General features: G+C 61.2%; 22 protein-coding genes. 12 read left to right on the top strand and 10 right to left on the bottom strand.

Annotated features, from left to right (window positions below; all coding sequences use genetic code 11):
* Positions 1–244 precede the first annotated feature (244 nt).
* A complete protein-coding gene (locus WNZ15_RS08515; RefSeq protein ID WP_342892518.1) occupies positions 245–2,257 on the bottom strand; it encodes an acetyl/propionyl/methylcrotonyl-CoA carboxylase subunit alpha in 2,013 nt (670 codons plus the stop codon).
* A 192-nt stretch (positions 2,258–2,449) separates the two neighbouring features.
* Between WNZ15_RS08515 and WNZ15_RS08510 the strand changes: the two genes are divergently transcribed.
* The 3 genes from WNZ15_RS08510 to WNZ15_RS08500 all read left to right on the top strand — a co-directional run bounded on the left by WNZ15_RS08510 (position 2,450) and on the right by WNZ15_RS08500 (position 3,990).
* Positions 2,450–2,926, top strand: a complete 477-nt coding sequence (locus WNZ15_RS08510; RefSeq protein ID WP_342892517.1) for a hypothetical protein — start codon at positions 2,450–2,452, stop codon at positions 2,924–2,926.
* A 121-nt stretch (positions 2,927–3,047) separates the two neighbouring features.
* On the top strand, positions 3,048–3,518 hold the full coding sequence (locus tag WNZ15_RS08505; protein ID WP_342892516.1) for a hypothetical protein: 471 nt from the start codon (positions 3,048–3,050) through the stop codon (positions 3,516–3,518).
* A 157-nt stretch (positions 3,519–3,675) separates the two neighbouring features.
* Positions 3,676–3,990 carry a hypothetical protein gene (locus WNZ15_RS08500; RefSeq protein WP_342892515.1) on the top strand — a complete coding sequence of 105 codons (315 nt, stop codon included), beginning with the start codon at positions 3,676–3,678 and terminating at the stop codon, positions 3,988–3,990.
* A gap of 66 nt (positions 3,991–4,056) precedes the next feature.
* Here WNZ15_RS08500 and WNZ15_RS08495 read toward each other — a convergent pair whose 3' ends face one another.
* Positions 4,057–5,589 carry an acyl-CoA carboxylase subunit beta gene (locus tag WNZ15_RS08495; RefSeq protein WP_342892514.1) on the bottom strand — a complete coding sequence of 511 codons (1,533 nt, stop codon included), beginning with the start codon at positions 5,587–5,589 and terminating at the stop codon, positions 4,057–4,059.
* 437 nt (positions 5,590–6,026) lie between these two features.
* Between WNZ15_RS08495 and WNZ15_RS08490 the strand changes: the two genes are divergently transcribed.
* The 6 genes from WNZ15_RS08490 (at position 6,027) to WNZ15_RS08465 (ending at position 12,311) form a co-directional block, all read left to right on the top strand.
* Positions 6,027–7,451 (top strand): circularly permuted type 2 ATP-grasp protein, encoded by a 1,425-nt coding sequence (locus WNZ15_RS08490; RefSeq protein WP_342892513.1) that lies wholly within the window; start codon positions 6,027–6,029, stop codon positions 7,449–7,451.
* A gap of 168 nt (positions 7,452–7,619) precedes the next feature.
* Positions 7,620–8,570, top strand: coding sequence for an alpha-E domain-containing protein (locus WNZ15_RS08485; RefSeq protein ID WP_342892512.1), 951 nt, complete (start codon positions 7,620–7,622; stop codon positions 8,568–8,570).
* A 187-nt stretch (positions 8,571–8,757) separates the two neighbouring features.
* Positions 8,758–9,579 carry a transglutaminase family protein gene (locus tag WNZ15_RS08480; RefSeq protein WP_342892511.1) on the top strand — a complete coding sequence of 274 codons (822 nt, stop codon included), beginning with the start codon at positions 8,758–8,760 and terminating at the stop codon, positions 9,577–9,579.
* A 74-nt stretch (positions 9,580–9,653) separates the two neighbouring features.
* Positions 9,654–10,385 carry a proteasome-type protease gene (locus tag WNZ15_RS08475; protein ID WP_342892510.1) on the top strand — a complete coding sequence of 244 codons (732 nt, stop codon included), beginning with the start codon at positions 9,654–9,656 and terminating at the stop codon, positions 10,383–10,385.
* A 77-nt stretch (positions 10,386–10,462) separates the two neighbouring features.
* The gene (gene mgtE / locus WNZ15_RS08470; RefSeq protein ID WP_342892509.1) at positions 10,463–11,887 is read left to right on the top strand and encodes a magnesium transporter; all 1,425 of its coding nucleotides are present in this window, start codon (positions 10,463–10,465) and stop codon (positions 11,885–11,887) included.
* A gap of 118 nt (positions 11,888–12,005) precedes the next feature.
* Positions 12,006–12,311 carry a GIY-YIG nuclease family protein gene (locus WNZ15_RS08465; RefSeq protein WP_342892508.1) on the top strand — a complete coding sequence of 102 codons (306 nt, stop codon included), beginning with the start codon at positions 12,006–12,008 and terminating at the stop codon, positions 12,309–12,311.
* Positions 12,312–12,407: 96 nt separating this feature from the next.
* On the opposite strand, the gene WNZ15_RS08460 is transcribed toward WNZ15_RS08465, so the two are convergent.
* Both WNZ15_RS08460 and WNZ15_RS08455 read right to left on the bottom strand, forming a co-directional pair.
* Positions 12,408–13,181 carry an ATP12 family protein gene (locus tag WNZ15_RS08460; protein WP_342892507.1) on the bottom strand — a complete coding sequence of 258 codons (774 nt, stop codon included), beginning with the start codon at positions 13,179–13,181 and terminating at the stop codon, positions 12,408–12,410.
* The gene (locus tag WNZ15_RS08455) at positions 13,181–13,861 is read right to left on the bottom strand and encodes an HAD-IA family hydrolase (protein WP_342892506.1); all 681 of its coding nucleotides are present in this window, start codon (positions 13,859–13,861) and stop codon (positions 13,181–13,183) included. Before WNZ15_RS08455 ends, WNZ15_RS08460 begins: the two co-directional genes overlap by 1 nt.
* A 418-nt stretch (positions 13,862–14,279) precedes the next feature.
* Between WNZ15_RS08455 and WNZ15_RS08450 the strand changes: the two genes are divergently transcribed.
* The 3 genes from WNZ15_RS08450 to WNZ15_RS08440 all read left to right on the top strand — a co-directional run bounded on the left by WNZ15_RS08450 (position 14,280) and on the right by WNZ15_RS08440 (position 16,349).
* A complete protein-coding gene (locus tag WNZ15_RS08450) occupies positions 14,280–15,560 on the top strand; it encodes a DUF2778 domain-containing protein (protein WP_342892505.1) in 1,281 nt (426 codons plus the stop codon).
* 68 nt (positions 15,561–15,628) lie between these two features.
* Positions 15,629–15,799, top strand: coding sequence for a hypothetical protein (locus tag WNZ15_RS08445; RefSeq protein WP_342892504.1), 171 nt, complete (start codon positions 15,629–15,631; stop codon positions 15,797–15,799).
* A 49-nt stretch (positions 15,800–15,848) separates the two neighbouring features.
* Positions 15,849–16,349, top strand: coding sequence for an ATP-binding protein (locus tag WNZ15_RS08440; RefSeq protein WP_342892503.1), 501 nt, complete (start codon positions 15,849–15,851; stop codon positions 16,347–16,349).
* A gap of 21 nt (positions 16,350–16,370) precedes the next feature.
* Here the strand turns inward: WNZ15_RS08440 and WNZ15_RS08435 are convergent, their stop codons facing one another.
* The 6 genes from WNZ15_RS08435 to WNZ15_RS08410 form a co-directional block, all read right to left on the bottom strand.
* Positions 16,371–17,390, bottom strand: coding sequence for an RluA family pseudouridine synthase (locus WNZ15_RS08435; RefSeq protein ID WP_342892502.1), 1,020 nt, complete (start codon positions 17,388–17,390; stop codon positions 16,371–16,373).
* Positions 17,391–17,520: 130 nt separating this feature from the next.
* Positions 17,521–17,910 (bottom strand): fluoride efflux transporter CrcB, encoded by a 390-nt coding sequence (gene crcB, locus WNZ15_RS08430; RefSeq protein WP_342892501.1) that lies wholly within the window; start codon positions 17,908–17,910, stop codon positions 17,521–17,523.
* Positions 17,911–18,197: 287 nt separating this feature from the next.
* The gene (locus WNZ15_RS08425; RefSeq protein ID WP_342892500.1) at positions 18,198–18,986 is read right to left on the bottom strand and encodes a sterol desaturase family protein; all 789 of its coding nucleotides are present in this window, start codon (positions 18,984–18,986) and stop codon (positions 18,198–18,200) included.
* 74 nt (positions 18,987–19,060) lie between these two features.
* Complete coding sequence (locus WNZ15_RS08420) at positions 19,061–19,840, bottom strand: sterol desaturase family protein (protein ID WP_342892623.1); 780 nt, start codon at positions 19,838–19,840, stop codon at positions 19,061–19,063.
* Positions 19,840–20,619 carry a sterol desaturase family protein gene (locus WNZ15_RS08415; RefSeq protein ID WP_342892499.1) on the bottom strand — a complete coding sequence of 260 codons (780 nt, stop codon included), beginning with the start codon at positions 20,617–20,619 and terminating at the stop codon, positions 19,840–19,842. Before WNZ15_RS08415 ends, WNZ15_RS08420 begins: the two co-directional genes overlap by 1 nt.
* A 101-nt stretch (positions 20,620–20,720) precedes the next feature.
* On the bottom strand, positions 20,721–23,114 hold the full coding sequence (locus WNZ15_RS08410; protein ID WP_342892498.1) for a patatin-like protein: 2,394 nt from the start codon (positions 23,112–23,114) through the stop codon (positions 20,721–20,723).
* Positions 23,115–23,519: the final 405 nt, after the last annotated feature.

Genomic DNA, 23,519 nt, shown 5'->3' with positions numbered 1-23,519 from the left:
GAACTCAAACAGAACCTGCGAGAAGTCGCAAGCCCCTGAAACCCCGTGTTGACGGCGGACCCGATCGTCCCGGATGGAACATGCTGTGGCCAGCCCGGCAGGGGCCGGCTGCCCGGCGCCCCCCTTGAAGGCGCCGGCTTTTGATCGCCCTGGCTGCTGCAAACGCACGGCTGCCGGGCCGAAAGGCCGCTGAACGGCCAAAGTTCTCGCCCGGCCGGTGTTTCTGATCGGCTAGGATGGGTGCTCAGGAAAATTCCATGATCACCGCATCCACGGCAAGGCTGTCGCCGGGGGTCGCCTTGATGGCCGTCACCGTGCAGTCCCGTTCGGCGCGCAAGACGTTTTCCATCTTCATGGCTTCCACCACCGCAAGCTGCTCGCCTGCCTTCACTTCCTGCCCTTCCGCGACGGCGATCGAAACCACAAGGCCCGGCATCGGACACAGCAGCAGCTTCGATGTGTCGGGGGGAAGTTTTTCCGGCATGAGCTGGTCCAGCTCTGCAATGCGCGGGGTCATGACTTTCGCGATCACCGAGAAGCCCTGCCAGTCGAGACGGTAGCCACCGCGCACGGGCCGCACCTGAACCGTGACCTGCCGGTTTCCGACCGTTCCGGACCACAGGGGATCCCCCGGGGCCCAGTCGGCCTCAACGGTCACGACAGGTCCATCGCCGATCGCTACGTCCATTTCCACGGGTGTGCCGGGATAGCCTGCAACCAGGCGGATCGGCACATAGGTCTTGTCCAGCTTGATCACCCAGTCCTCGCGGATGGCACCCGAATGCGGCCTCAGCCGTCCGGGCAGATGATCCAGCCGCTCGCGCTCCAGCGCGCCCATCGACAGCGTCACCGCCGCCAGGACCGAATAGGCGGCCGCGTCCGGCTGCGCCGGTGCGAACCCATCGGGATATTCATCGGCGATGAAACTGGTGGACAATTGTCCGGAGCGCCAGCGCGGATGGTTCATCAGCGCCGTCAGGAACGGCACGTTGTGCTGGATACCGTCGACGTAGAACGCGTCCAGCGCAGAACTCATCGCATCGATCGCCTCTGCGCGGGTCGGTGCATGCGTGACCAGCTTGGCGATCATCGGATCGTAGAACATGGAAATCTCCGACCCCTCGACGACACCCGTGTCGTTGCGGATCGTCACGCCGTCGCTGGCCGATTCCTCCGGTGGCCGATAGCGCACCAGCCGTCCGATCGACGGCAGGAAATTGCGGTAGGGATCTTCGGCATAGATCCGGCTTTCCACCGACCAGCCGTTCAGCTTCACATCGTCCTGCCTGATCTGCAGCGCCTCGCCCGCAGCCGACCGGATCATCTGTTCCACAAGATCCACCCCGGTGATCAGTTCGGTCACCGGGTGTTCGACCTGCAGCCGCGTGTTCATCTCCAGGAAGAAGAAACTCTTGTCCTGACCGGAAACGAATTCGACCGTTCCGGCGCTGTCGTAATCGACGGCTTTTGCCAGGGCGACCGCCTGTTCGCCCATCATCCGGCGGGTGTCCTCGTCGAGCAGCGGCGACGGCGCCTCTTCGATGACCTTCTGGTTGCGGCGCTGGATCGAGCATTCCCGTTCGCCCAGATAGATTGCATTGCCGTGCTTGTCGCCCAGAACCTGAATTTCGATGTGGCGCGGATTTTCAATGAACTTTTCGATGAAGACCCGATCGTCGCCGAAGGACGACGCGGCCTCCGATTTCGAGCGGACGTAGCCGTCGCGAACCTCTTCGGCGTTCCAGGCAACGCGCATGCCCTTGCCGCCACCGCCGGCCGACGCCTTGATCATCACCGGGTAGCCGATATCCTCGGCGATCTCGACCGCCTGGTCCGCCGATTCGATCACGCCGAGATAACCCGGGACAGTGCTGACATTGGCCTCGTTGGCGAACTTCTTGGATTCGATCTTGTCGCCCATGGCTTCGATGGCGCGCGGATTGGGACCGATCCAGACGATGCCCTCCTTTGCCAAAGCGGCCGGAAAACTCGCGCGTTCCGACAGGAACCCGTAGCCCGGATGGACCGCCTCGGCCCCGGTCTGCTTGCAGGCCGAGATGATCTTGTCGGCGACGAGATAGGACTCCGCCGCCGCCGCCGGCCCGATATGCACCGCTTCGTCCGCCATTTCCACATGCAGCGCATCGCGGTCCGCATCGGAATAGACAGCAACCGTACGGATGCCCATACGGCGCGCGGTCTTGATAACCCGGCACGCGATCTCACCCCGGTTGGCGACAAGAATTTTCGAAAACATGAATTTCCACCCGACTGGCCTGTTTTAAAAGTTGTAGGCCGCGCCAGATCGGCACGCAACTTATCCAAAGGGCGAGACGTGTTTTTGCGGAGCCTGCCGAAGAGCCGGTTCCGGGAGCGGTGACAGGATTGTAATTTATCCGAATATTAATAAACTTATTGCAGTAATTACTTGTGCAAACGAGGAATTCAGATGATCAGACGCGTGGCAGGCGCCCTTCTCGCCAGTATGCTGTTAGCGCCCGCAGCACTCGCCGCAAGCGCTGGCAAGTGGAACAGCGGCGAGGTCAACGGCTTTACACGCTACTGGACCACTAACAGTTCCGGGGCGAGTTTCGTTGTCTGGTGTCACCCTGAGCGCAAGGTCAACGGCACGCTTTTTCATATCCTGATAGACGGCAAGACTCCGGCGCCCAACACCCGGATCAAGCTGGTTCTGGACAAGGAAATTCTTGAACTTCCCGTCAACAATCAGGGCTATATCGACACCGGCTGCGCCACGTGTTCCGACAGTTTCGGCTACATCTGGCACCGCATGCGCGCCGCCCACTCCATGGCCGTCAAGTTCTATGACCAGCGCTATGCCGGTTTCTCGCTGAAAGGCGCTCCGGAGATCCTGCCGGGGCCGGTCTGCCCGACCGACTGGCAGAAGAAACAGCCGAACAGCTGATCCGCGCTTCAAACTCAGACGCCCACCGCACAAATTATCCCCTTCAGTGGAACACCTTGTTTCTTAAGGATTCCTTAGGCAGGCCTATGTAATTTTTCCAATGATTATTTGGACAGGTCTGATGAATCGGATTATTTTTCTACTGGGTGTCTGCCTGATGATTGGCGCATCGCCTGCCGGTGCTGCCGAGGCAGGCATCTGGCGCAGCGATACCGCGCATGGCTATGAGCGTTACTGGACCGAAAACAGGGACGGTGCCCGGTTTGCCATCTGGTGTCCGCCCAGCCACGATATCAAGGCGGCTCTTATCGGGATCGACATCAACGGCCGGTTGCCGGCCCCGGATACCGTCGTCCGGGTGGAACTGAACCGCAAGCTCATCAAGTTCAGGGTCGGTCACGACGGATACATCCACAACACCTGCGCCTCCTGCCCCGACAACCTGACCTATTTCTGGCACCAGATGCGTTCCGCCCCGAGAGTCATGGTTCTGTTCGACGACAAGCGATATGCGGGTTTTTCCCTCCGCGGCATCCAGAAGGCGACACCGCACTCCGTCTGCGCCAGCCAACTGTCCCGGAACACCCGGTAGAACGCGCAATCGGCCCATCCGTGCTCAGGGTCACATTTCAGCCCGCCTCCCCGGGTCATAATCCACACTCATTGGTACAAGAACCAGAGGAAGTCGCAGGAGCCGTGCGCGTACAGATGCCGGCGGCCGGGTGACTTCGGACCCTCAGGAGGCAGAAATGCGGAAGAACCACTTGCTTGCAACGGCGCTCGTCCTTGCAGGGCTCGGCATGTCCACGGCAGCACAGGCCCGGCCGGATCTTCGCCAGATGACCTGCGGACAGGCCCAGAACCTGGTCCGCCAGCACGGCGCCGTTGTGTTCACCACCGGCCGGCACACCTATTCCATGTTTGTCTCGAACCGCAGCTATTGCGACCGCAACCAGGTCCTGTTCACCCAGTTCGGACCGACCCGGGATCATCCCAAATGCCCGGTTGCCTTCGAATGCAGGGAACCCCTGTTCGAGCGCGGCCCCTTCAGACGCTGGAACTGACGCCGCCGGAAGGGCGCATCCGCCCGGCCGCCTTCCGCTCCGGTCACACCTGCACGGGCCCGTACCCTAAAGCGGAATATTGTCGTGTTTTTTCCACGGCATTTCGGCCTTCTTCGATCGCAGCAGCGCCAGAGCCTTGGCAACACGGCGCCGCGTCGAATGCGGCCGGATGACATCATCGATGTAGCCGCGCTCCGCGGCCACGAACGGATTGGCGAACCGGTCCTCGTATTCCCGGGTGCGCTCGGCGATCTTGTCCTTGTCGCCCAGTTCCGAGCGGTAAAGGATTTCAACGGCGCCCTTGGCCCCCATCACGGCGATTTCCGCGCTCGGCCAGGCATAGTTGATGTCGCCGCGAATGTGCTTTGAACTCATCACATCGTACGCGCCACCATAGGCCTTGCGCGTGATCACGGTGATCTTCGGCACGGTTGCCTCCGCATAGGCGAACAGAAGCTTGGCGCCATGCTTGATCAGGCCGCCATATTCCTGGGACGTGCCCGGCAGAAAGCCGGGAACATCGACAAAAGTCACCAGCGGGATGGAAAAACAGTCGCAGAAACGGACGAACCGGGCGGCCTTGCGGCTCGCATCCGAGTCCAGAACCCCGGCAAGCACCATCGGCTGATTGGCGATGATGCCGACGGTCCGGCCTTCCATCCGGCCGAACCCGGTCAGGATGTTTCCGGCAAAACTGCCCTGGATTTCATAGAAATCGCCTTCATCGACCGTCTTCAGGACAAGTTCCTTCATGTCGTAAGGCTTGTTCGGATTGTCCGGAATGAGAGTGTCGAGGCTGGTGTCGATCCGGTCCGGATCATCGAAGTGGGTCAGCTCCGGGAGATCCGACTGATTGTTCATCGGCAGAAAATCGATCAGCCGGCGCATCTCCTGAAGGGCTTCCACATCGTTGTCGAACGCACCGTCGGCGATGGAGGACTTGGTCGTGTGGATCGAGGCACCGCCCAGTTCTTCGGCGGTCACGGTTTCATTGGTCACCGTCTTCACGACATCCGGGCCGGTCACGAACATGTAGGACGTGTCCCGGACCATGAAGATGAAATCGGTCATGGCAGGAGAATAGACATCGCCGCCCGCGCAGGGTCCCATGATCAGGGAGATCTGCGGGATCACGCCGGAAGCCAGCACATTGCGCTGGAACACCTCGCCATAGCCGCCCAGCGCCGCCACACCTTCCTGGATGCGGGCACCGCCGGCATCGAACAGGCCGATGATCGGGGCACGGTTCTGCAAGGCCATGTCCTGCAGTTTGGTGATCTTTTCCGCATGGGTCTGTGACAGCGACCCGCCAAAAACGGTGAAGTCCTTGGAGAAAACATACACCGTCCGGCCGTTGACCGTGCCCCAGCCGGTGACCACACCGTCTCCCGGGATGTGCTGTTCTTCCATGCCGAAATCGGTGCAGCGGTGCTGCTTGAACATGTCGAACTCCTCGAAGGAGCCCTCGTCCAGCAGGATTTCGATCCGCTCGCGCGCCGTGAGCTTGCCCTTGGCGTGCTGCGCGTCGATCCGGCGCTGCCCGCCACCCAGGCGCGCCGTCTCCCGGCGCTGTTCCAATTCGGCCAGAACTTCTTTCATCCGGTCCTCCCAAAACTGCCAAACTCGTTGTCTTCATGCCGTATCATGGCCGCCTTTTGCAGGATAGTCAGCACAAGGGCCTATGGAAGCGGGGAAGCCTGCGGAAGACCTGCGGCTGAGCACCGGGTAAGGACGCTCGCGCATCCCTGTCCGCTGGACGCTGACACCGCTCCCGACCAGCGGCGCCACCGGCCACGGATTTGAGTTTTCTCAGGCCGGTCTACCGGCATCCGGGCGCCTCGGGCGGAAAAACACCGCCCCCGCCGACACAGGGACGCGACCCGAGAGACCGGAAAAATTGACGCTGCGTCCCGTTTTTTGGCGGCCGCCGATTTTCTGCCTAACTTGAAGGCACAGCCGCCGCGACATTGTTCTTTGACACCTTTCAGAAATTTGCCATCATTGCTCAAGAAGGTAGCATTGACGAAGGGGAGGCCATGTCGGACGAACGCACGTTCTTCAACGAAATGCTCGACGAGACCGGAGCGCCGCGGCAAGCCTATGCCAGGCTTGCGAACTGGCTTGAGGAAAAACCCGCGAATTTCCTGTCCCGCAAAAGCAGGGACGCTGAAACGATCTTCAAAAGGCTGGGCATCACCTTTGCGGTCTATGGCGCCGAGGATGCCACCGAACGTCTTATCCCCTTCGATCCGATCCCGCGTGTCATATCCGCTGCCGAGTGGCGCCGCCTGTCCGCCGGCATCGACCAGCGTGTGCGCGCCCTCAATGCCTTCCTGCATGACATCTATCACCGCCAGGAAATCCTGAAGGCCGGCCGGATCCCGGCAGATCTCATCCTGCAGAACGAAGCGTTCCTGCCGGAGATGGCCGGCTTCACACCGGCGCGCAAGGTATATGCCCATATTATCGGCACCGACCTGGTCCGCGTATCGGAAAACGAGTTCTACGTCCTGGAGGACAACACGCGCACACCGTCCGGTGTTTCCTACATGATGGAAAACCGGGAAATCATGATGCGGCTGTTCCCGGAGCTCTTCCAGAGCCACCATGTCGCTCCGGTGGAATATTATCCCGAAAACCTGCTGCAGACCCTGGAGAGTGTTGCGCCGGATCCGTCCAAGTCCAGCCAGACCATCGTCGTGCTGACCCCGGGCATCTACAATTCGGCTTATTTCGAGCACGCCTTCCTGGCCGATTCCATGGGTGTCGAGCTGGTCGAAGGCCGGGACCTGTTCGTTGACGCCGGTCATGTCTACATGCGCACGACGCGCGAACCGAAGCGGGTCGATGTGATCTACCGGCGCATCGACGATGCGTTTCTCGATCCCCTCACCTTCAATCCGGGCAGCATGCTCGGCGTCCCGGGCCTGTTCGACGCCTACCGGGCCGGAAACGTGACCATCTGCAACGCTCCGGGCACCGGCATTGCCGACGACAAGGCGATCTACGCCTATGTGCCGGACATCATCGAATTCTATACCGGCCAGAAGCCCATCTTGAACAACGTCCCGACCTGGAACTGCTCGCGCGAAGACGATCTCGCCTACGTGCTGGACAATCTGGCGGACATTGTCGTCAAGGAAGTGCACGGCTCCGGCGGCTACGGCATGCTGATCGGCCCGACCGCCTCCAAACGTGAAATCGCCGAATTCAGGAAGGTCCTGCAGTCCAACCCGTCCAACTACATCGCGCAGCCGACGCTGGCACTGTCCGCCTGCCCGACACACGTGGCCTCCGGAGTGGCGCCCCGCCATGTCGACCTGAGGCCGTTTGTCCTCATCGGCGACCAGGTGCGCATCACGCCGGGCGGCCTGACACGGGTCGCCTTGAAGAAAGGCTCCCTGGTCGTCAATTCCAGCCAGGGCGGCGGCACCAAGGACACCTGGGTCCTCGAGGACTGAGAACGGGAGGGTATCATGACGAGACTGAAGCGTTCCCCAGGCCGGTCAGGCCCGTTCGCAGGGAGTGATCCCGTCGCCGTGTGGCCAGTCCGGCCGTTGCCAGGTCCTCCGGCCTTGAGCGCATGCGTCTCCGGCAGAATGCTTCAACCCAACCACGACAGGCTCTAGATGCTCGGAAGAACCGCCTCCTCTCTGTTCTGGATGTCGCGCTACAACGAGCGCACCCAGAATGTCACCCGCCTCCTGGATGTCGCCTATCGCGGTGCCATCATGTCCCATTCGGGACAGGAGGACGGCGCCCACTGGACCTTCGCGCTCGCCAACGCCGGATGCGAGAGCGGCTACCAGGAAAAATACGACGAGCTGCACATCCGCCACATGATCGCCTACATGATCTTTTCCAAGGAAAACCCGACCAGCGTCCGCTCCTGCCTCGAACTGGCGCGCAACAACGCACGCGCCGTGCGGACCGGCATCACCGCGGAGCTGTGGGAAGCGATCAACACGACCTGGATCGAGTTCGTGGAAGTCAGCCCGCAATCCGTGACCCAGGACAAGCTTCCGGATTTCCTGGCCTGGGTGAACCAGCGCGGCCATCTGTTCCGGGGCGCGCTCCTGAACACGATCTTGCGCGATGACGGCTATTTCTTCAGCCAGATGGGCAATTTCGTGGAACGGGCCGACAACACCGCGCGCATCCTCGACACCCAGTACTGGTCTCTTCTGCCCGACAACACCATCATCGAGGACGGCGTGGCGGAACGCTATCAGTGGTCGGCCATTCTCAGGGCCCTGTCCAGCCGCCGCAGTTATCGGTTCGCCTATCCCAATTCCCGGCTGAACGCCTTCAACATCGCGGAATTCCTGATCCTCAGGTCCGAGATGCCGCGCTCGCTGGCCCATTGCTGCGACTGGATTGCGGACACCGCCGAGGACCTGGCACAGTTCTACGGCTCCCGCGAGCCGAGCCTCGACATGGCGGCGGACCTGACCCGTGAGCTGACCGAAAAACAGATGCATGAAATCTACCGGCAGGGACTGCACGAATTCCTGACGGACTTCATCGGGCGCAACAACCAGTTCGCCCATCAACTGTCATTGGATTACAATTTCGCCTAAGGTCTGTGGAGAACCGGAATTTGGTCGAGGTCCGAATGCAAACCAGTCAAGTCAACACGCACATTCATGGCCGCCGCGGCCCTTGCGCACGGCCGTCCGGAGCAGCCAGGACCGGATCTTGCCACCTGCCCCGACAGGACGCTGTTCCACATCAGACATTTCTCATTGACCCCTTGCCCGGTGCCGCATGCGATTAACCGTCCGTCATACCACCCGCTACCGTTATGAATCGCCGCTGGCCAACGCCATGCAGCAGCTTCGCCTGACGCCTGAAAGCGGCCCCGCCCAGAAAATCGTCGACTGGTCGATCGAGGCTCCCGGCATCGAACGGGCGACCACCTACAAGGATGCCTTCGGCAATCAGGTCCACATGGTGTCCCGGTCCGAACCTGTCGAGGACGTGGAAATCACCGCGACCGGAACCGTCGAGACATCCGACACCAGCGGGGTCATCGGCCATGAGCCCGATGCGGCCGCGCCGCCCCGGATCTACACGAGGGTCACCCCGCTCACACAGGCCAACCAGGCGATCCGCAAACTGGCGGCGAACGCGGAAGGCCATGACAAGATCGCCGGGTTTCACGACCTCATGCACGCGATCCGCGACAAGGTCGAGTACAAGGTCGGCGTGACCGAGACCCACGCGACCGCAACCGCCGTGCTTGCTGCTGGCGAAGGCGTCTGTCAGGACCATGCCCACATCTTCATCGCCGCAGCACGGTCGCTCGGCATGCCCGCGCGCTATGTTTCAGGATATCTGCTGCTGGAAGACGAGCAGGCCTCGGAAGCCCATCACGCCTGGGCGGAGGTGCTGATCAATGGCCTCGGATGGACCGGATTTGATATATCCAACGCTATGTGCCCGAACGATCGCTATATTCGCTTGACGGTGGGCCTGGATTCCCGTTCTGCTGCCCCGATCAGGGGGATCCGTTTCGGCGGTCTGGAGGAAAACCTGCGGGTTGAGGTTGATGTGGCGCAGGCCGCCTTCCAGCAACAGCAGCAATAAAAGTCATTCTTCCGACGCCGGCTCCGGACTTCTCCAGACGGATTGTTCCCGAACATTGCCTGAAGGGCTTGCGAATGACTTATTGTGTCGGCTTGAAACTGGATCGCGGACTTGTGTTTGCCTCCGACACGCGCACCAATGCCGGGGTCGACAACATTGCAACGTTCAAGAAAATGCACAGCTGGCAGGAGCCCGGCGAGCGGGTGATCACCCTGCTGTCCTCAGGCAACCTGGCCGTGACCCAGGCTGTCATTTCGTTGCTGACCGAACACATCACCTCGGCAGACGCAGATCGTGCCACCCTGATGACCGCCAAGACCATGTTTCAGGTGGCCCGGCTGGTCGGCAGCGCGGTGCGGGAAGTCAAGGCGATCGACGGCGAAGCCCTGGCGGCGAGCGCCGACAACTTTTTCGTCACCTTCATTCTGGGCGGCCAGATCAAGGGTGAGGAACCGCGCATGTTCCAGGTCTATGCCGCCGGCAACTTCATCGAAGTCTGCGAGGACACGCCGTTTCTTCAGATCGGCGAGCACAAATACGGCAAACCGATTCTGGATCGCGTTACCCGCGCCGACATGCGTCTTGGCGAAGCCGCCAAACTGGTGCTTCTGTCCTTCGACAGCACCGTGCGTTCCAACCTGTCGGTCGGCATGCCCATCGACATGCTGCTCTACAACACCGACAGTTTTTCCACCGAGCGTCAGGTGCGAATCCAGCAGGACGACCCCTATTTCCAGAAACTGTCGAACGGCTGGTCCGAAAAGCTCCGTCAGGCCTTTGCCGAAATTGAAGAATTCGAAGTCTGATCCCGACCGGGGCTGTCAGCGCAACGTCACAAACGGACGATAGAAGCGGACCGGTCCCTTCCGCAAAGTGAGCATTCATGACCACGTCCAGCGCCGTTACCGAGCCTGACACCGTCTCCTGGACCCGGGAGCCGGCGCAAGAGCCGCTTGACGAAAACGATGCCGCGCTGAAGGTGGTCCGCGACATGATCAAGGCGGGCAAGCGGGCCCCGCTCGTGGACATGCTCAAACGCTGGGATCCGGTTGACGTCATGCAGCTGCTCACACGGCTCAGGCTGAAACAGGCCCGCAAGCTGTTCCAGTGGCTGCCGGCCAATCCGTCGATCAAGGTGGTTGCGGAACTGCGCCCCGAGTTCCGCTCCATCCTGATGGAGGAATCGACGCTCGAGCAGTTTCGCGACATTCTTGCCGGACTTGACCCGGAAGACGCGGTCGAGATCCTCAACGAGTTTCCCGACGACGTTGCCGAGGAACTGATCGCCCGCCTCCGCGACGTGGAGGACATCGGTACGCGCGGATCCTATGCCGACGACACGGCCGGCCGGGTGATGGCCCAGAAATTCGTTGCCCTGCCCGAGGATTGCACGGCCGATGAAGCCGTGTCGCAGATGCGCGAGCAGGCCGACCGGATCCGCAAGGTCTTCACGGTCTACGTCACCGACACGTCGGGCAAACTCGTCGGCACGGTGGAAGTCGGCAAGCTTCTGCTGGCGCCGCACGACACACCGCTCGGAAAAATCATGAACAGGGACGTGATTGCGGTCTCTGCAGATACCGACCAGGAAGAGGTTCTTCGCCTTGCCCGGAAGCGCGACATGCGCACGGTTCCTGTCGTCAGCGGAGACGGTCATCTGCTCGGCCGGATCACGCCGAAGCAATTGACCCGGATTGCGTCGGACGAGGCCAATGAGGACATGCTGCTGATGAGCGGCGTCTCCGCGGAAGCCCGCTCGGACGACACGGTCCTGAGGATCGTCAGGGGCCGTCTGCCCTGGCTGCTGGCCGGACTTGTCGGCGCCAGCGTCGCCGCGACCGTCGTCGGCTCCTATGAGGACCAGCTCGCCGAAGCCGCGATCCTGGCCGCCTTCATCCCCGTCACCATGTCCATGGCCGGCAATGCCGGTCTCCAGGCGTCCGCGGTCGCGGTTCAGGGGATCGCCACCGGAGCGCTATGGTCGGGCGACATCTTCTACAGGCTCCTGAAGGAAATGATGGCCGCGCTGTTCAACGGAGCTGTCGCCGGGATCATCCTGGGCTGCCTCGTGCTGCTGGCCTCCCTCGTGGTGCCGCTGGAAGCCCCGGAGCGTCTGGCCCTGGCCACGTCCCTGTCGCTCCTGTGCGTCACCACCCTGGCTGCAACAGTCGGCGCGAGCGTCCCGATCATCCTGGACAAGATCGGCGTCGACCCGGCCATGGCCATCGGCGTCTTCATCACGTCCTCCAACGACGTCCTCGGCGTGCTCATCTTCTTCCTGATGGCGACCACGTTCTATCTGGGGTGAAGGCGGCTTAAATACGCGGTGGTGTTTTCAGATACAGTCTATGAAGTTTCCTGGGTCCCCGCTTTCGCGGGGATGACAAACTGTCTAATGTCTGCGTCACAATCGAAAATGACGGCGCATGCGACGACATTCCTATTTTACGTATATACTTGCCAGCAAAGCGGGTGGCACCCTTTACGTCGGTGTAACGAACGATTTGGTTCGAAGAACCATGCAACACCGAGAGGGTTCAGCCAGCAGCTTCACAAGGCGCTATAAAGTCCACAGGCTGGTCTATTTCGAAGCACACACGGATGTTGAATATGCAATCAAGCGCGAGAAGAATATCAAGAAATGGAAACGCGCATGGAAGATTGAGCTCATTTCCAAATCCAATCCGGATTGGCACGATCTTTTGCCTGGTTTGCTAAGGTCGGGTGACTGACAAAATCCTTGTCATCCCCGCGAAAGCGGGGACCCAGGAAACTTCATAAGCCGCAATTTCAGGAAGGCCGCTCCCGCAATTCTCTCGCGAACGCCTTCACCCTTCCCGCAGGATCAGCACCGCGGCATCGAATTCCGTGCGCTTGTAGGCGCGCAGGCGGGTTGCTTCGGCGTCTTCGCCCCAGCGTTCGATGTTGAAGTCCTCTTCCACGTGGGCGGCGGACCAGACGCTGTCCGGATCGAGATGGCCTTCGGCAAGGGCAAGGGCAAGCAGGGCCGAGCCGGTCAGGCTGGTGACGGTGTGCAACGCGGCCAGGCTCAGGGGGCTTCGCGTATCGATCCGCTGCCGATAGGCGGTAAGAAGAGCGTCGGGCTGCGGTGCGTGTATCAGTCCCTCGATCAGGACGAAGCGCCCGCCGAGCAGACTGCCGGCCCAGTCGACAACGGGGTCCCAGAGGCGGTGCTGCGTCTCGACCAGGCTTTCGGGATCATCGGCGCGATAACAAAGCGCATCGTTTCCGGCGAACCGCGTCACCTCATCGGCGACTTCGGCGAAGCGGACGCTGACCGCGTCCTGGGCCGAATTGGCAAGCCGGGTCAAAGGCATGACAGCCGGGTTGATTTCCTTTTCCTGTGCTTCCCATTCGGCGGCGACAGCCGCGCCGAGCGTTACGCTGGGCAGCAGCAGCGTCGCCTTGCCGGGGGTCTTGACCGGGCGGCCGTCAAGATGGATGGCATAGCCGCCATCGACCCCAACATGCGCCGCTTCCTTGTAGAACCGCTTGGGAAGTTCGCGCCTGGACAGGTCCCGCGCGCGCTGTTCGGGATCCCTGGCAGCGTCTTCCTGCAAGACTTCAATAAAGTCACGCATCAGATTGTTTCCTCGTTGAACTTCAACATTTCCGAGACCGCCGCATCCAGCTCGCCGTAATGATGGACAAGACGGTCCGCTCCGGTTTCGTTCAGCCGGCTGTGGTCGTGATAGCCCCAGGTGACGCCGAGCGCATGCGCGCCGGCAGCCTTGGCCATGGCCATGTCGAAGCCGGTGTCGCCGATCATCAGCGTCCGCTCCGGATCGGCCCCCGTCTCCGCCATGGCCCTCAGCAGCATGTCGGGATGCGGCTTGGAGGGCGACGTGTCCGCGGTCTGGAAGGTCACGAACCGGCCGGACAAATCGTGGATCTCCAGCATGTGGCTGACCCCGCGCATGGCCTTGCCAGTGGCAATCCCGAGCAGAACGTCCTCTCTGGCGTGGAGCCTGTCGATCGCCTCCCGGGCGCCCGGGTACAGGGGATCGACGTCAAGCCCCTGCTGACGGCGCGCGACCTTCGACTGTCGGTAGGCCTCGGCCATGGCCGGCACCTTGTCCAGGCCGGACGGGCCGACAAGATCGGAAAACGCGTTCTCAAGCGACCGGCCAACGATCGACAAGGCCGTTTCCCGATCCGGCATGCCAAGCCCGACTGCGTCGAAGCCCACCTGCAATCCGTGCAGGATCGTGTTCTGGCTGTCCACCAGCGTGCCATCGACGTCAAATACGATCAGGTACATTGAGGGCCTATCGGAAGACTGGAAATTGCGGTTCCGCATGTGCCGGGTTTTGACCCAAGCGTCAAGGCCCGCCGTCCGTTTCGCTGCGCGCGCAGGCAATTCCCGAGAAATTCCGGGTCCCCTTAAGCAGTTTCAACGATAGGCAAGGACTTCCCTGCTGCTCGGCAAAGTGACCCGCAATCTTTGGATATCGCGAAAATTGGAAAAGCGCCTGAAAATTGCCCCTTTATTCTTGCAATCGAGCGCTCACCCGGCACTTAGGATCTTGTTAACCATGTTTCTAAACACACTGGTCACCATGATCGACGACAATCCCTGATGTGGGTGGGCAGGATCGTCTGGCGCAAGATGGCTGCCGGTAGATTTGAATTTGGGACCGCGGCCGGTACGGCCGGCGCGACAGAGTGGTTTTGTCTGCATGCAACGCAACAGCAATTCAACCGGCCGGAACAGGCTCACCGGGGACAGCAAGAGCGGCCGCGCGTTTTATACCGTGCTTGCCGGTGCCACCCTTTTGATCTCGAGCTTCGCGGTGACGGTTGCGCATCTGGGAACGTCGCTGACATCGGCCCACTTTGCCTCCGACTCGCGAACCGCCGGGCAACTGACACTCTCGCAGGCCGGACCTGACAAGGCCCTCCCCTTGCCTGCACTATCCGGACCCGCGCCCCGAGCGGTCGCGAACGTCAAGGTAACAGCGCTGTCTTTTCAGCCGCCGCACGACAGCGCACACGCAAGCATATCCATCGATCTGGCTGACGTGCGCAAGATGGCGGCCGCGACCGGACAGCTCAAGGCCCGGCAAGCCGCAAAGGCGGCTCTGGCACGGAAGCTCGCACGTCTGAAACTGGCCCGCACACTGCTTGCCGCACAGACCCGTTCCACGTCCGGATCCGAATTCGGACTCGCGGAAACCGGAACGCAAGCCGCCGGTTCGACCATTTCTGTTGCCATTGCCGTGAACCAGAGCGTGGGTACGGGCGCGATCGCGGACACCGATATCATCGCCAATTCCGCACCGGCCGTCATGGCAAGCCTGGCAACGCCGACCATCGGCAGGCCGGGCGCGATCCTGCCACCGGCGCCCGACACAAAGCCCGCCGCTCCGCGCAGGACGTCAGCCACAGCCCAGCCCCGCCGAACCGCGCCGCCGGAAGAAACCGCGCCGGTCCTTGCCTACGCACGGCCGGGCAATCCCGAGGACGATGAGAGCGGCGTCTTCGGCGGGCTCGGCAAACTCTTCGGCGGCCCGAAGGGCGGCCTGCCCGGACCGGCCAGCAAGGTCGCGGTCTACGACATCAGCTCCGCCACCGTGCATATGCCGGACGGCACCAAGCTGGAAGCCCATTCGGGCATCGGCCACCGCATGGACAATCCGAAATACGCCTATGTGAAGAATTACGGCCCGACACCGCCGAACGTCTACCGGCTGCGCATGCGCGAGCGGCGCTTCCATGGTGTCGAGGCCATCCGCATGCTGCCGCTTGACCGGGCCGCCATGAAGGGCCGTGACGGCATGCTGACCCACACCCGCCTGCTGCGCCGCTCGGTCGGGTCCCACGGCTGTGTCGCCTTCAAGGACTACAACAAGTTCCTGAATGCCTTCAAACGCGGCAAGGTCAAGACACTGATCGTCGTTCCGTCCATGGAAAAACTGCCGACCTACTACGCCCAGCACCGCAGAAGCACCGGCGCCTAAAGCACTCGACTCCGGTGGTGGCAAAGGCTATGTGAAACGGCCACGCCAATCACCTTCCGGATCCGCACTTGACCAAGGTCCTTATTCTTCTGCTTTTTCTGGTTGCCGCGATCCAGGTGATCAAACCGCTCGGCTGGCCGGGTTTGAAGAAACGTTCCGACGCCTGGAAACTGGTCGCCGGTGTTGTCGCCGTCACCTTCGCCTCGGTGATCCTGACTGCACTGTTTCACGGGCTGTAAGACCCGTTCCCGGCGCAGTTCCATCGAACGAGACACGCTCCCGGCCGCAATGACGACACCCTCTCAAACCACACTTCATCTGCTTTGCGGCAAAGTCGCATCCGGCAAGTCGACGCTGGCCGGACAGCTTGCTTCGCCCCCCTGCACCCTTCTCCTGAGCGAGGATGCCTGGCTCTCCGGTCTGTATTCCGGCGAGCTCCGCACACTCGCGGACTATGTGCGATATTCCGCCCGTTTGAGACAGACGATTGCGCCACATGTCATCGAGTTGCTGCGGAACGGGACGTCGGTGGTTCTCGACTTCCAGGCCAACACGCGGAACAGCAGACTTTGGATGCGCCGCCTCGTCAACGAGGCACAATGCCATCATCAGCTTCACTACCTCGACGCCCCCGATGAGATCTGCAAGGCACGGCTTCTCCTGCGCAATGCTGAAGGCACCCATGATTTCAATGTGACCGAGGCACAGTTCGACAAGGTGACGGCTCATTTCGAGCCGCCTTCCGCGGACGAAGGCTTCAACCTGACGCGCTACGAAACCATCCCCTGAACGCCGGCGGGATCATCGAGGCTAGCGCTTGTTGAGCGCGTCGTCCGGATCGTCCGTTTCCGGATCGTAGTCCGAGGCATCGAACCCCAGAAGGTTCCAGGTCTGCTGCATGTGGGGCGGCAGCGGCGCCGAGACGTCGATCTGGCCGTGGCCTGAAGGGTGCGGGATCACGATCCGGCGGGCGAGCAGATGCAGCCGGTTCTGGATACCGCCCGGCAGCTCCCAGTTCTCGATGTTGAAATACTTGTCGTCGCCGATGATCGGAGTGCCGATATGGGCGGCATGGGCCCTGAGCTGATGCGTCCGTCCGGTGACCGGTTTCAAGGTCACCCAGGACAGTTTCTGCGCGGACTGCTCGAACACCGAGTAAAGCGAGACGGCGTGCTGCGCCTCGTCGTCGCCCTGACGGGCCACCCGCATGCGCTCTTCTTCCTCGTCGCGTGCCAGGAAGGTCGAGATACGGCCCTGCTTGGGCTTGGGCACGCCGGCCAGCATCGCCCAATAGATCTTGCGGGTGTTGCGGTGCCGGAACGCCTTGGTCAGTTCCTGCGCCGCCTTGCGCGTCCGCGCCACCAGAATGATGCCGGACGTCTCCCGGTCGAGCCGGTGGACCAGACGCGGTTTGTCGCCTTTCTGGTCGGTGAAGGCCTCCAGCATGCCGTCCAGATGGCGCTTGAGCCCGGAGCCCCCCTGCACCGCCAGTCCGGCGGGCTTGTTGAGAACCATCACCTGACTGTCCTCGAACAGCAGCATGTCCTCGATGGCCTTGCGGTCGTCGTCGATCAGCTTGGTGGATTTCGGCCGGGCATTCCTTTTGTCGTTGGCGGGCAACTCGACGCCGAGCGGCGGAATGCGCACCATCTGACCCTTGGCGATGCGCGTGCTTGCCTCCACACGCTTGCCGTCAACCCGCACCTGGCCCGTGCGCAGCAGTTTCTGCAGGCGGCCGAAGCCCAGCCCCGGATAGTGGGCCTTGAACCAACGGTCGAGGCGCATGCCCGCCTCATCGGCGGTCACATGTTTCTGTTCAATCGCGGACATGTTGTTCTCAATTTTGGCGGCAGGGGATTTTTGCGGTCCCGCGCGGTCCAGGGCCCCGCGCCTGAAGGCGCCGGAGCGAAAAATCGTTCCGGAGCGTATAGGCGCAATTGCCGTCAAAGGGAAGGGAAAGTTAGGAACCGACCTGGCGCATGATCATCAGTCCGGCGAAGACCGCGGTGATCGACAGCAGCACCGATGCGGCGACATACATGAGCGCAAGGTGGGTATCGCCCCGTTCCCACAGAACGGCGGTATCGAGGGAAAAGGCCGAGAACGTTGTAAAACCGCCGAGTATGCCGGTTGCGAAGAAATAGCGCAGCGACTGAAGACCGCCGGTTGCGGTCTCGTGCTTGACCAGCCAGCCGATAAAGAGCCCCATGACCAGCGATCCGATGATATTGACGCTGAGCGTGCCGAGAGGAAATCCCGGTCCGAACAGCCTGAGCATCGTCATCGACACCAGATGCCGTCCACCGGCACCGATACCACCGCCGAGCATTACAAGAAGAAGATGGTTCAAATCCTGGCCCCATTCGACGGAGAGATTTTACGGCGGGCGCCCATGCCACCGGATCATTCACCGGGCCAGACACCGGATCTGTCGCCAGCTCTGGCACCGACTTCCTTACGCCGCCGCCCCGGACGTGCGTCGAACCTGCTGAAGGTCATCCCGACTGGTCCGGATCAGGGTGCCGGACCCCGGTCTCGGGTGACCGGCAGACCCGGATTGTTCCTTCAGAAAAGCCTTTGCAGTGCGGCGGGTCAATCCGTCATTTGACGGCCCCGAACTGGACCATGACACGGGGTCTATTCGCCCGGAGCCGGGGTTTTGGCATCCTTGTCCTCACCCATGTGCTCGAACACCTTGACCTGATCGTCATATTTCGGATCGATGGTGCCGCAAACCCGGTCCCAGAACGAAAAGAAATTGGCGAAATTGTAGCGGAACCGGGAATGATGCTGGTCATGGAAAGTCACGCAGACCATCGGCGACGGCATCCGCGACATCGGAGACGCCCAGAACTCAAATCCGGAATGACCGATGGTTCCGTTGAAGTGATCCCACAGGCGGTGAACGATCAGAACCGGGATCGCGATCGGCAGGAAGATCACGATCCACAGGTAGTAGCTCTGCATCACGAAGGCATCGACCAGATCGTCGGAATAGGTGCTCCACACCGTCGGTGCGACGGACCGGTGGTGCTCGGCGTGAAACCGGTACATCACCTTGGTGTGCATGAACCGGTGCGCCCAGTAGAACCAGGTGTCGTAAGCGACGATGGAGACCACGAACATCAGGATGACGGACCACCAGGACAGCTCCAGCGGCGACACCAGCGTCCAGCCCTTGAGCGACAGGAAGATGCCACCCGCGAGACAGCCCGCGGTCACCGTCAGCGACAGCACGCTTGCGCGGATTTCCTTCCACATGCGCTTTTCGCCGCGCCGGTTCTGCTGAATGCGCCGCTCGGGATGCCGGTTCTGGATCTGCACCAGCACCCAGCCGGTGGCGAAATACAGGAACACGTTGATCACGTAGACGGCCGCATAAATCGGCAGAAATTCCAGCAGAACGGTCAGTGCCTGATTCAGCATGATTTTCCTTAAATTCCAATCGGTCGGTTGGCTGGCACAACGAGAACGCACATGAGGCGAAAAAATGTGCGGGCTTACCCGGTTGCCTTGATTTTTGTGTCTTCCGTTTCCGGAATCTCGCCGGTTTCTTCCATCGAGCGCACCAGCGCATCGTATTTGGGATGAACCGTACCGCAGAACCGGTCCCAGAAAGAAAAGAAGTTACCGTAGTTATAGTGGAATTGCGAATGATGCAGATCATGGAACGTCGTGCAGATCAGCGGCGAAGGAAACCGTGACGACCTTGATGCGAAATATTCGAATCCGGAATGGCCGACCATTCCGGAGATCTGGTCGAACAGACGCAGCGCGAACACGCTGAGCGCGGGAACCGGCAGAACGAACCAGACCAGAAAATAGAAAAAGTGCTCGATCAAGGTATCGACCGTGGTCGAGCTGTCATTGCTCCAGACGGTCGGCGCTATCGAGCGGTGATGCGGCACATGGTACTTGTAGAGCGCCGGCAGGTGCAGCAGCCGGTGGCCCCAGTAGAACCAGGCATCGAACAGCACGAAGCAGACCGCGAACATCAGCGGGAACGACCACCAGGAAAGTTCCAGCGGCGCGAACAGCGTCCAGCCCTGGGTCTGCGCGAAGAAACCGGCGGACAGGAGCGCGGACGAGGTCGCGAGCGCCGACATGGACGCGCGGATTTCCTCCCGCTGACGCTTGAGGCCGTCGCGGTGCTTCTGGATACGCCGGTCCGGATGGGACGCGTTGATCGCCAGCACGGCAAACCCGGTGGCGAAATAGACCGCCACCATCGCCAGGTAAGTCAGTGCGAACACCGTGAGATAGTCGATCAGAAGATCCATCACGCCTGATCCTGCTTGCCCGCATAGAGCGCTTCGAAGCCCTCCACCTTGTCGTCATAGGTCGGATGGATCGTGCCGCAGTACCGGTCCCAGAAGGAGAAGTAGTTGGCGTAATTATAGACGAAATACTGGTGATGCTGATCGTGGTAGAGCGTGCACAGCAACGGCCACGGCTTGCGCGCGCTACGGCTGGCGAAATGTTCGTAGCCGCAATGGCCGATGGCCGCGGAAACCTGGTCGAACAGGCGGTGTCCGAGGAACACGAGCGGCGGCATCGGAACCACGAACAGAACCAGGGCATAGTAGGAATGCGCGAAGATCGTATCCACACTGGAGCCGGCATCGTTGGACCAGACGGTCGGCGTAACCGTCATGTGGTGCGGCTTGTGAAACCGGTAGAACAGCTTCGTATGCAGGATCCGGTGCCCCCAGTAGAACCAGGTGTCGTGAAGCGCGAGCGACACGACGAAGAACAGGGGCACGGACCACCAGGACAGGGCAACCGGCGCGAACAGGGTCCAGCCGCGCATCTGCGCGTAGAGACCGATGGACAGGCAGATGCTGGTGATCGCCAGTTGCCCCATGGAGGACCTGATGTCCCTGAGAGCATCGTGGGTCGGCTGCCGTTTCTGAATTTTCCGGTCGGGATGGCGCTTGTTCAGCGCCGTCATCGTCAGCCCGGTCGTGAACAGCACGCACAGGCTCATGACGTAAAGCCCCGCGAACAGGGCAAAAAATGCCCCGGCTCCCGTCCCGATGATCGAAATTACAAAATCCATGAAGTCCCTGGTCCGTCCGGTTGGCGCCCACGCCTCCTGTGGTTAGCCAAACAGCGGACCTCGCGTCAAGGAAACACTTGCCGATTTGTCGGCCCGTCCGCCTAAACCTCTTCGGCAACATGTTCGAAATCAGGGAAGATGGAACGGACCAGCTTGTCGATCCGCTCGATTTCTTCCGGAATTTCAGTGAGTTTGCTCCGTTCCTCTTCCAGGATCGCTAGAAAGATGCAGGCCCTGGCCTGATTGACCTGAGGCTGCGGCAAAGTGCCTTCCCCGGCTGCGGACAGAACAATGCTGACCAGCCGGTCGGCAGCGTTCAACCGTCCCCAGAGGTAATCGTGCTCGCGCCAGCCGCGATTGAAGAAGGCGCCGAAGGTATTCAGCGACTTGCCCTTGAGATCGAACCCTTCCGTATAGAGGCTGGCGGCATCCGTCGGGCTGATCCGGTCGACCAGGATTTCCGTCACCTCGGAAAAATCATTGCGCTGCAGGACAGGAAACGTGATCAGGTCGAAAAAGCCGAACCCGATATAGGAGCGCATCAGCGACAGGTGACGGTCCCGGTCGAGCAGACTACGCGCCGTTTCCGAAAACATCTCATCCTGCAGTCTGTCCAGATCGGCCAGCCCCATTCTGTCCGTGAAGGACGCGAGCAGCGGCGCGACATGCGCACCGGCGGTGCTGGCACCTGCCTCCACGTCGCGCAGAAAAGCGGCGGCCAGTTCACGGCTGTTCGCGCCGAAGAACGGCTCTTTCCAGCGCCAGCCCAGATGATCGATCTGCTCGTAAAGAAGACCCTTGAGATGATCGAGCGCCTCCGTGTCGGGGCGCGCGACCGTGCCGTCGCGCTTGTGCTGGTAAAAACCGTTGAGCTTGCGGATGGCAAAACGCAGCCGGCGGATCCTGTAGTCAATATCCAGTCCGCGCAGCAGGCCCACGATGACCGGGTCGGTCCTGCCCAGCACATCCCCGCTTTGCGCGACCAGAGCGTTGAAGTGATCCGATATCAGCCCCAGCAGCGTTTCTTCATGATTGCGCGCCTCGTCCGGCCCGCTCAGCCGGACGGTCAGCCGCGCCAGCCGTTCGGCCAGCGAATGCAGTTTCAGCGACTGATAGTTCAAAAACGCGAAGCCGGCCTGTTCGAAAGCCGCCACCGTGGCCTGCCTGCGGCACCTGGACAACAGTTCGGGCGTCACCTTCCGGCGCCGTGGGAGGAGGCCGGACACCGCCTGATCGACCGCCGGTCCGGCGGAATCGATCAACTGGGACAGCCAGCGGCTGCGCCGGTTGTTCTGTTCCAGTTCCTTCAGGTCGTCGCCAATCGGTTCGTTGCGGGGAATATGGGCGAGCGAGGCCAGGATCACCCGGAAGAATCCCGGCAGTTCGCTCACTCCGGCACCGCCTTGCGTGTGCTCGACCGGCGCCGGATCGACATAGATCAGACGCCGGGCGACTTCGCGCGCCGCCGGTTTGTCCTGGATGACGTCCAGCACCGGAGCGAACGGTTTGTTCATCACCACACTGCCGTCGACGAAACAGTGCCGGGCGGCCGTGTCGGCATCGAGCTGGAATCCCCGGGCAAGAAAGGCATCCCGGTTGCGCCAGCTCTGCTTGAGACCGGCCAGAACCCGCTCCATCTCCGCGACCGTCGCCGGCGGAAAAGCGCCGGGAAAAGAGGAGGTCGCCCGCGCCGCGAACACAAGATCGGGAATGTTGTCGCTATCGAACTGGCTGTTGACAGAACCCGGCATGCGATGGTCCGCGCGGAAATTCAGGATCCGCCGATGATCCCATTCCTCCACGAAATCAGGGTCGTCCAGGTGAATCCGCCGCCTGACACCATTGTAATCGGTGATGGTGACGAAGAGATCCAGCGTCTGGCCCCGCGGAATGAGGCTCTGGCCAGCCACGGCATCCTTTTCCATCTCCCGGCAGGCATCGAGCATCCAGCTGATGAAGCGCTCGCCGGAAAACGGTGGCGAGAACCAGCGCGCCTGCATGAACAATCGCAGCTTTTCTCGGGTTTCCGGGCTTTCTATCTGCTTCTTGAGCCGAGACGAAATCATCTGGTCCAGCATTGGTGAAATCGAGATCTTCAGATAGCGGGACAGACCGGATTGAGGCCGCGCCAATCGGGTGACATCGGCATTTTCGAGCCACATCCGGCTGTGGCTGTCGAGGGGCAGGTCGTGGGTGATCGCCCGCGCCAGCATGATGCCGTTGACCCCGCCGGCCGAAGCGCCTGCGATGGCATCGACCACGACCCGGATGTCAGCCACCGGTGACAGCAGATCGAGAAGATCGTGGAAGGCGTGCTGTACCGGCGTCAGATCCCGCTCGCCGGTCTCCGGCGGCGCCTTGCGCGCCTTCCGATCGAGCCGGATACTTGAAGCCCGGACCAGATTCAGGACCTCGCGACTGACACCGTGCATGTAAATGGCCAGGGAAACACCGCCATAAAGCACAAGCGCAAGTCTGAGTTCTATTTCCTTCATGCAATCACCGCAATCCTGTCGGTCCGGCACGTGGCCCGGTACCTGTCGACAACTGTCAGGTCCGAAATCACGCGTATTCGCGAGGTACAAAACGCACCGCGAATTCATGCTGCCCTACGTCAATTCCAGCCGAACCGTGTGCGAAGCTTGTCCGGTATGGAACTTCCTTGCCTTGAAAATCGTTTTTTTGATCGTCCACAGGGAATATGAGGCTAGGATAGTCACTACTTTTACGGCTGATTCTTAAACAATCGAGACTATAAGCCGACCAACTGGCCCGATCACAACATCGCAGACTGAAATGGCAGAGAGTAATAACAAATTGGTGCGACACTCGGCTGCGAACAAGACTTCCGCGGACCCTGCCCCTCTTGACGTCCTTGAGGAAGAAAACGCGTATCTGAG

Source organism: Roseibium sp. AS2, assembly GCF_038900065.1.
Taxonomy (GTDB): domain Bacteria; phylum Pseudomonadota; class Alphaproteobacteria; order Rhizobiales; family Stappiaceae; genus Roseibium.
Note: the sequence above shows the minus strand (reverse complement) of the source record. Positions and strands in the feature narration are given on the sequence as shown.

What these genes read in the sequence shown, in the direction of transcription:
- WNZ15_RS08515 (WP_342892518.1), bottom strand. Translation starts at nt 2,257, where the DNA reads ATGTTTTCGAAAATTCTTGTCGCCAACCGGGGTGAGATCGCGTGCCGG.
- WNZ15_RS08510 (WP_342892517.1), top strand. Translation starts at nt 2,450, where the DNA reads ATGATCAGACGCGTGGCAGGCGCCCTTCTCGCCAGTATGCTGTTAGCG.
- WNZ15_RS08505 (WP_342892516.1), top strand. Translation starts at nt 3,048, where the DNA reads ATGAATCGGATTATTTTTCTACTGGGTGTCTGCCTGATGATTGGCGCA.
- WNZ15_RS08500 (WP_342892515.1), top strand. Translation starts at nt 3,676, where the DNA reads ATGCGGAAGAACCACTTGCTTGCAACGGCGCTCGTCCTTGCAGGGCTC.
- WNZ15_RS08495 (WP_342892514.1), bottom strand. Translation starts at nt 5,589, where the DNA reads ATGAAAGAAGTTCTGGCCGAATTGGAACAGCGCCGGGAGACGGCGCGC.
- WNZ15_RS08490 (WP_342892513.1), top strand. Translation starts at nt 6,027, where the DNA reads ATGTCGGACGAACGCACGTTCTTCAACGAAATGCTCGACGAGACCGGA.
- WNZ15_RS08485 (WP_342892512.1), top strand. Translation starts at nt 7,620, where the DNA reads ATGCTCGGAAGAACCGCCTCCTCTCTGTTCTGGATGTCGCGCTACAAC.
- WNZ15_RS08480 (WP_342892511.1), top strand. Translation starts at nt 8,758, where the DNA reads ATGCGATTAACCGTCCGTCATACCACCCGCTACCGTTATGAATCGCCG.
- WNZ15_RS08475 (WP_342892510.1), top strand. Translation starts at nt 9,654, where the DNA reads ATGACTTATTGTGTCGGCTTGAAACTGGATCGCGGACTTGTGTTTGCC.
- mgtE (WP_342892509.1), top strand. Translation starts at nt 10,463, where the DNA reads ATGACCACGTCCAGCGCCGTTACCGAGCCTGACACCGTCTCCTGGACC.
- WNZ15_RS08465 (WP_342892508.1), top strand. Translation starts at nt 12,006, where the DNA reads ATGCGACGACATTCCTATTTTACGTATATACTTGCCAGCAAAGCGGGT.
- WNZ15_RS08460 (WP_342892507.1), bottom strand. Translation starts at nt 13,181, where the DNA reads ATGCGTGACTTTATTGAAGTCTTGCAGGAAGACGCTGCCAGGGATCCC.
- WNZ15_RS08455 (WP_342892506.1), bottom strand. Translation starts at nt 13,861, where the DNA reads ATGTACCTGATCGTATTTGACGTCGATGGCACGCTGGTGGACAGCCAG.
- WNZ15_RS08450 (WP_342892505.1), top strand. Translation starts at nt 14,280, where the DNA reads ATGCAACGCAACAGCAATTCAACCGGCCGGAACAGGCTCACCGGGGAC.
- WNZ15_RS08440 (WP_342892503.1), top strand. Translation starts at nt 15,849, where the DNA reads ATGACGACACCCTCTCAAACCACACTTCATCTGCTTTGCGGCAAAGTC.
- WNZ15_RS08435 (WP_342892502.1), bottom strand. Translation starts at nt 17,390, where the DNA reads ATGTCCGCGATTGAACAGAAACATGTGACCGCCGATGAGGCGGGCATG.
- WNZ15_RS08425 (WP_342892500.1), bottom strand. Translation starts at nt 18,986, where the DNA reads ATGCTGAATCAGGCACTGACCGTTCTGCTGGAATTTCTGCCGATTTAT.
- WNZ15_RS08420 (WP_342892623.1), bottom strand. Translation starts at nt 19,840, where the DNA reads ATGGATCTTCTGATCGACTATCTCACGGTGTTCGCACTGACTTACCTG.
- WNZ15_RS08415 (WP_342892499.1), bottom strand. Translation starts at nt 20,619, where the DNA reads ATGGATTTTGTAATTTCGATCATCGGGACGGGAGCCGGGGCATTTTTT.
- WNZ15_RS08410 (WP_342892498.1), bottom strand. Translation starts at nt 23,114, where the DNA reads ATGAAGGAAATAGAACTCAGACTTGCGCTTGTGCTTTATGGCGGTGTT.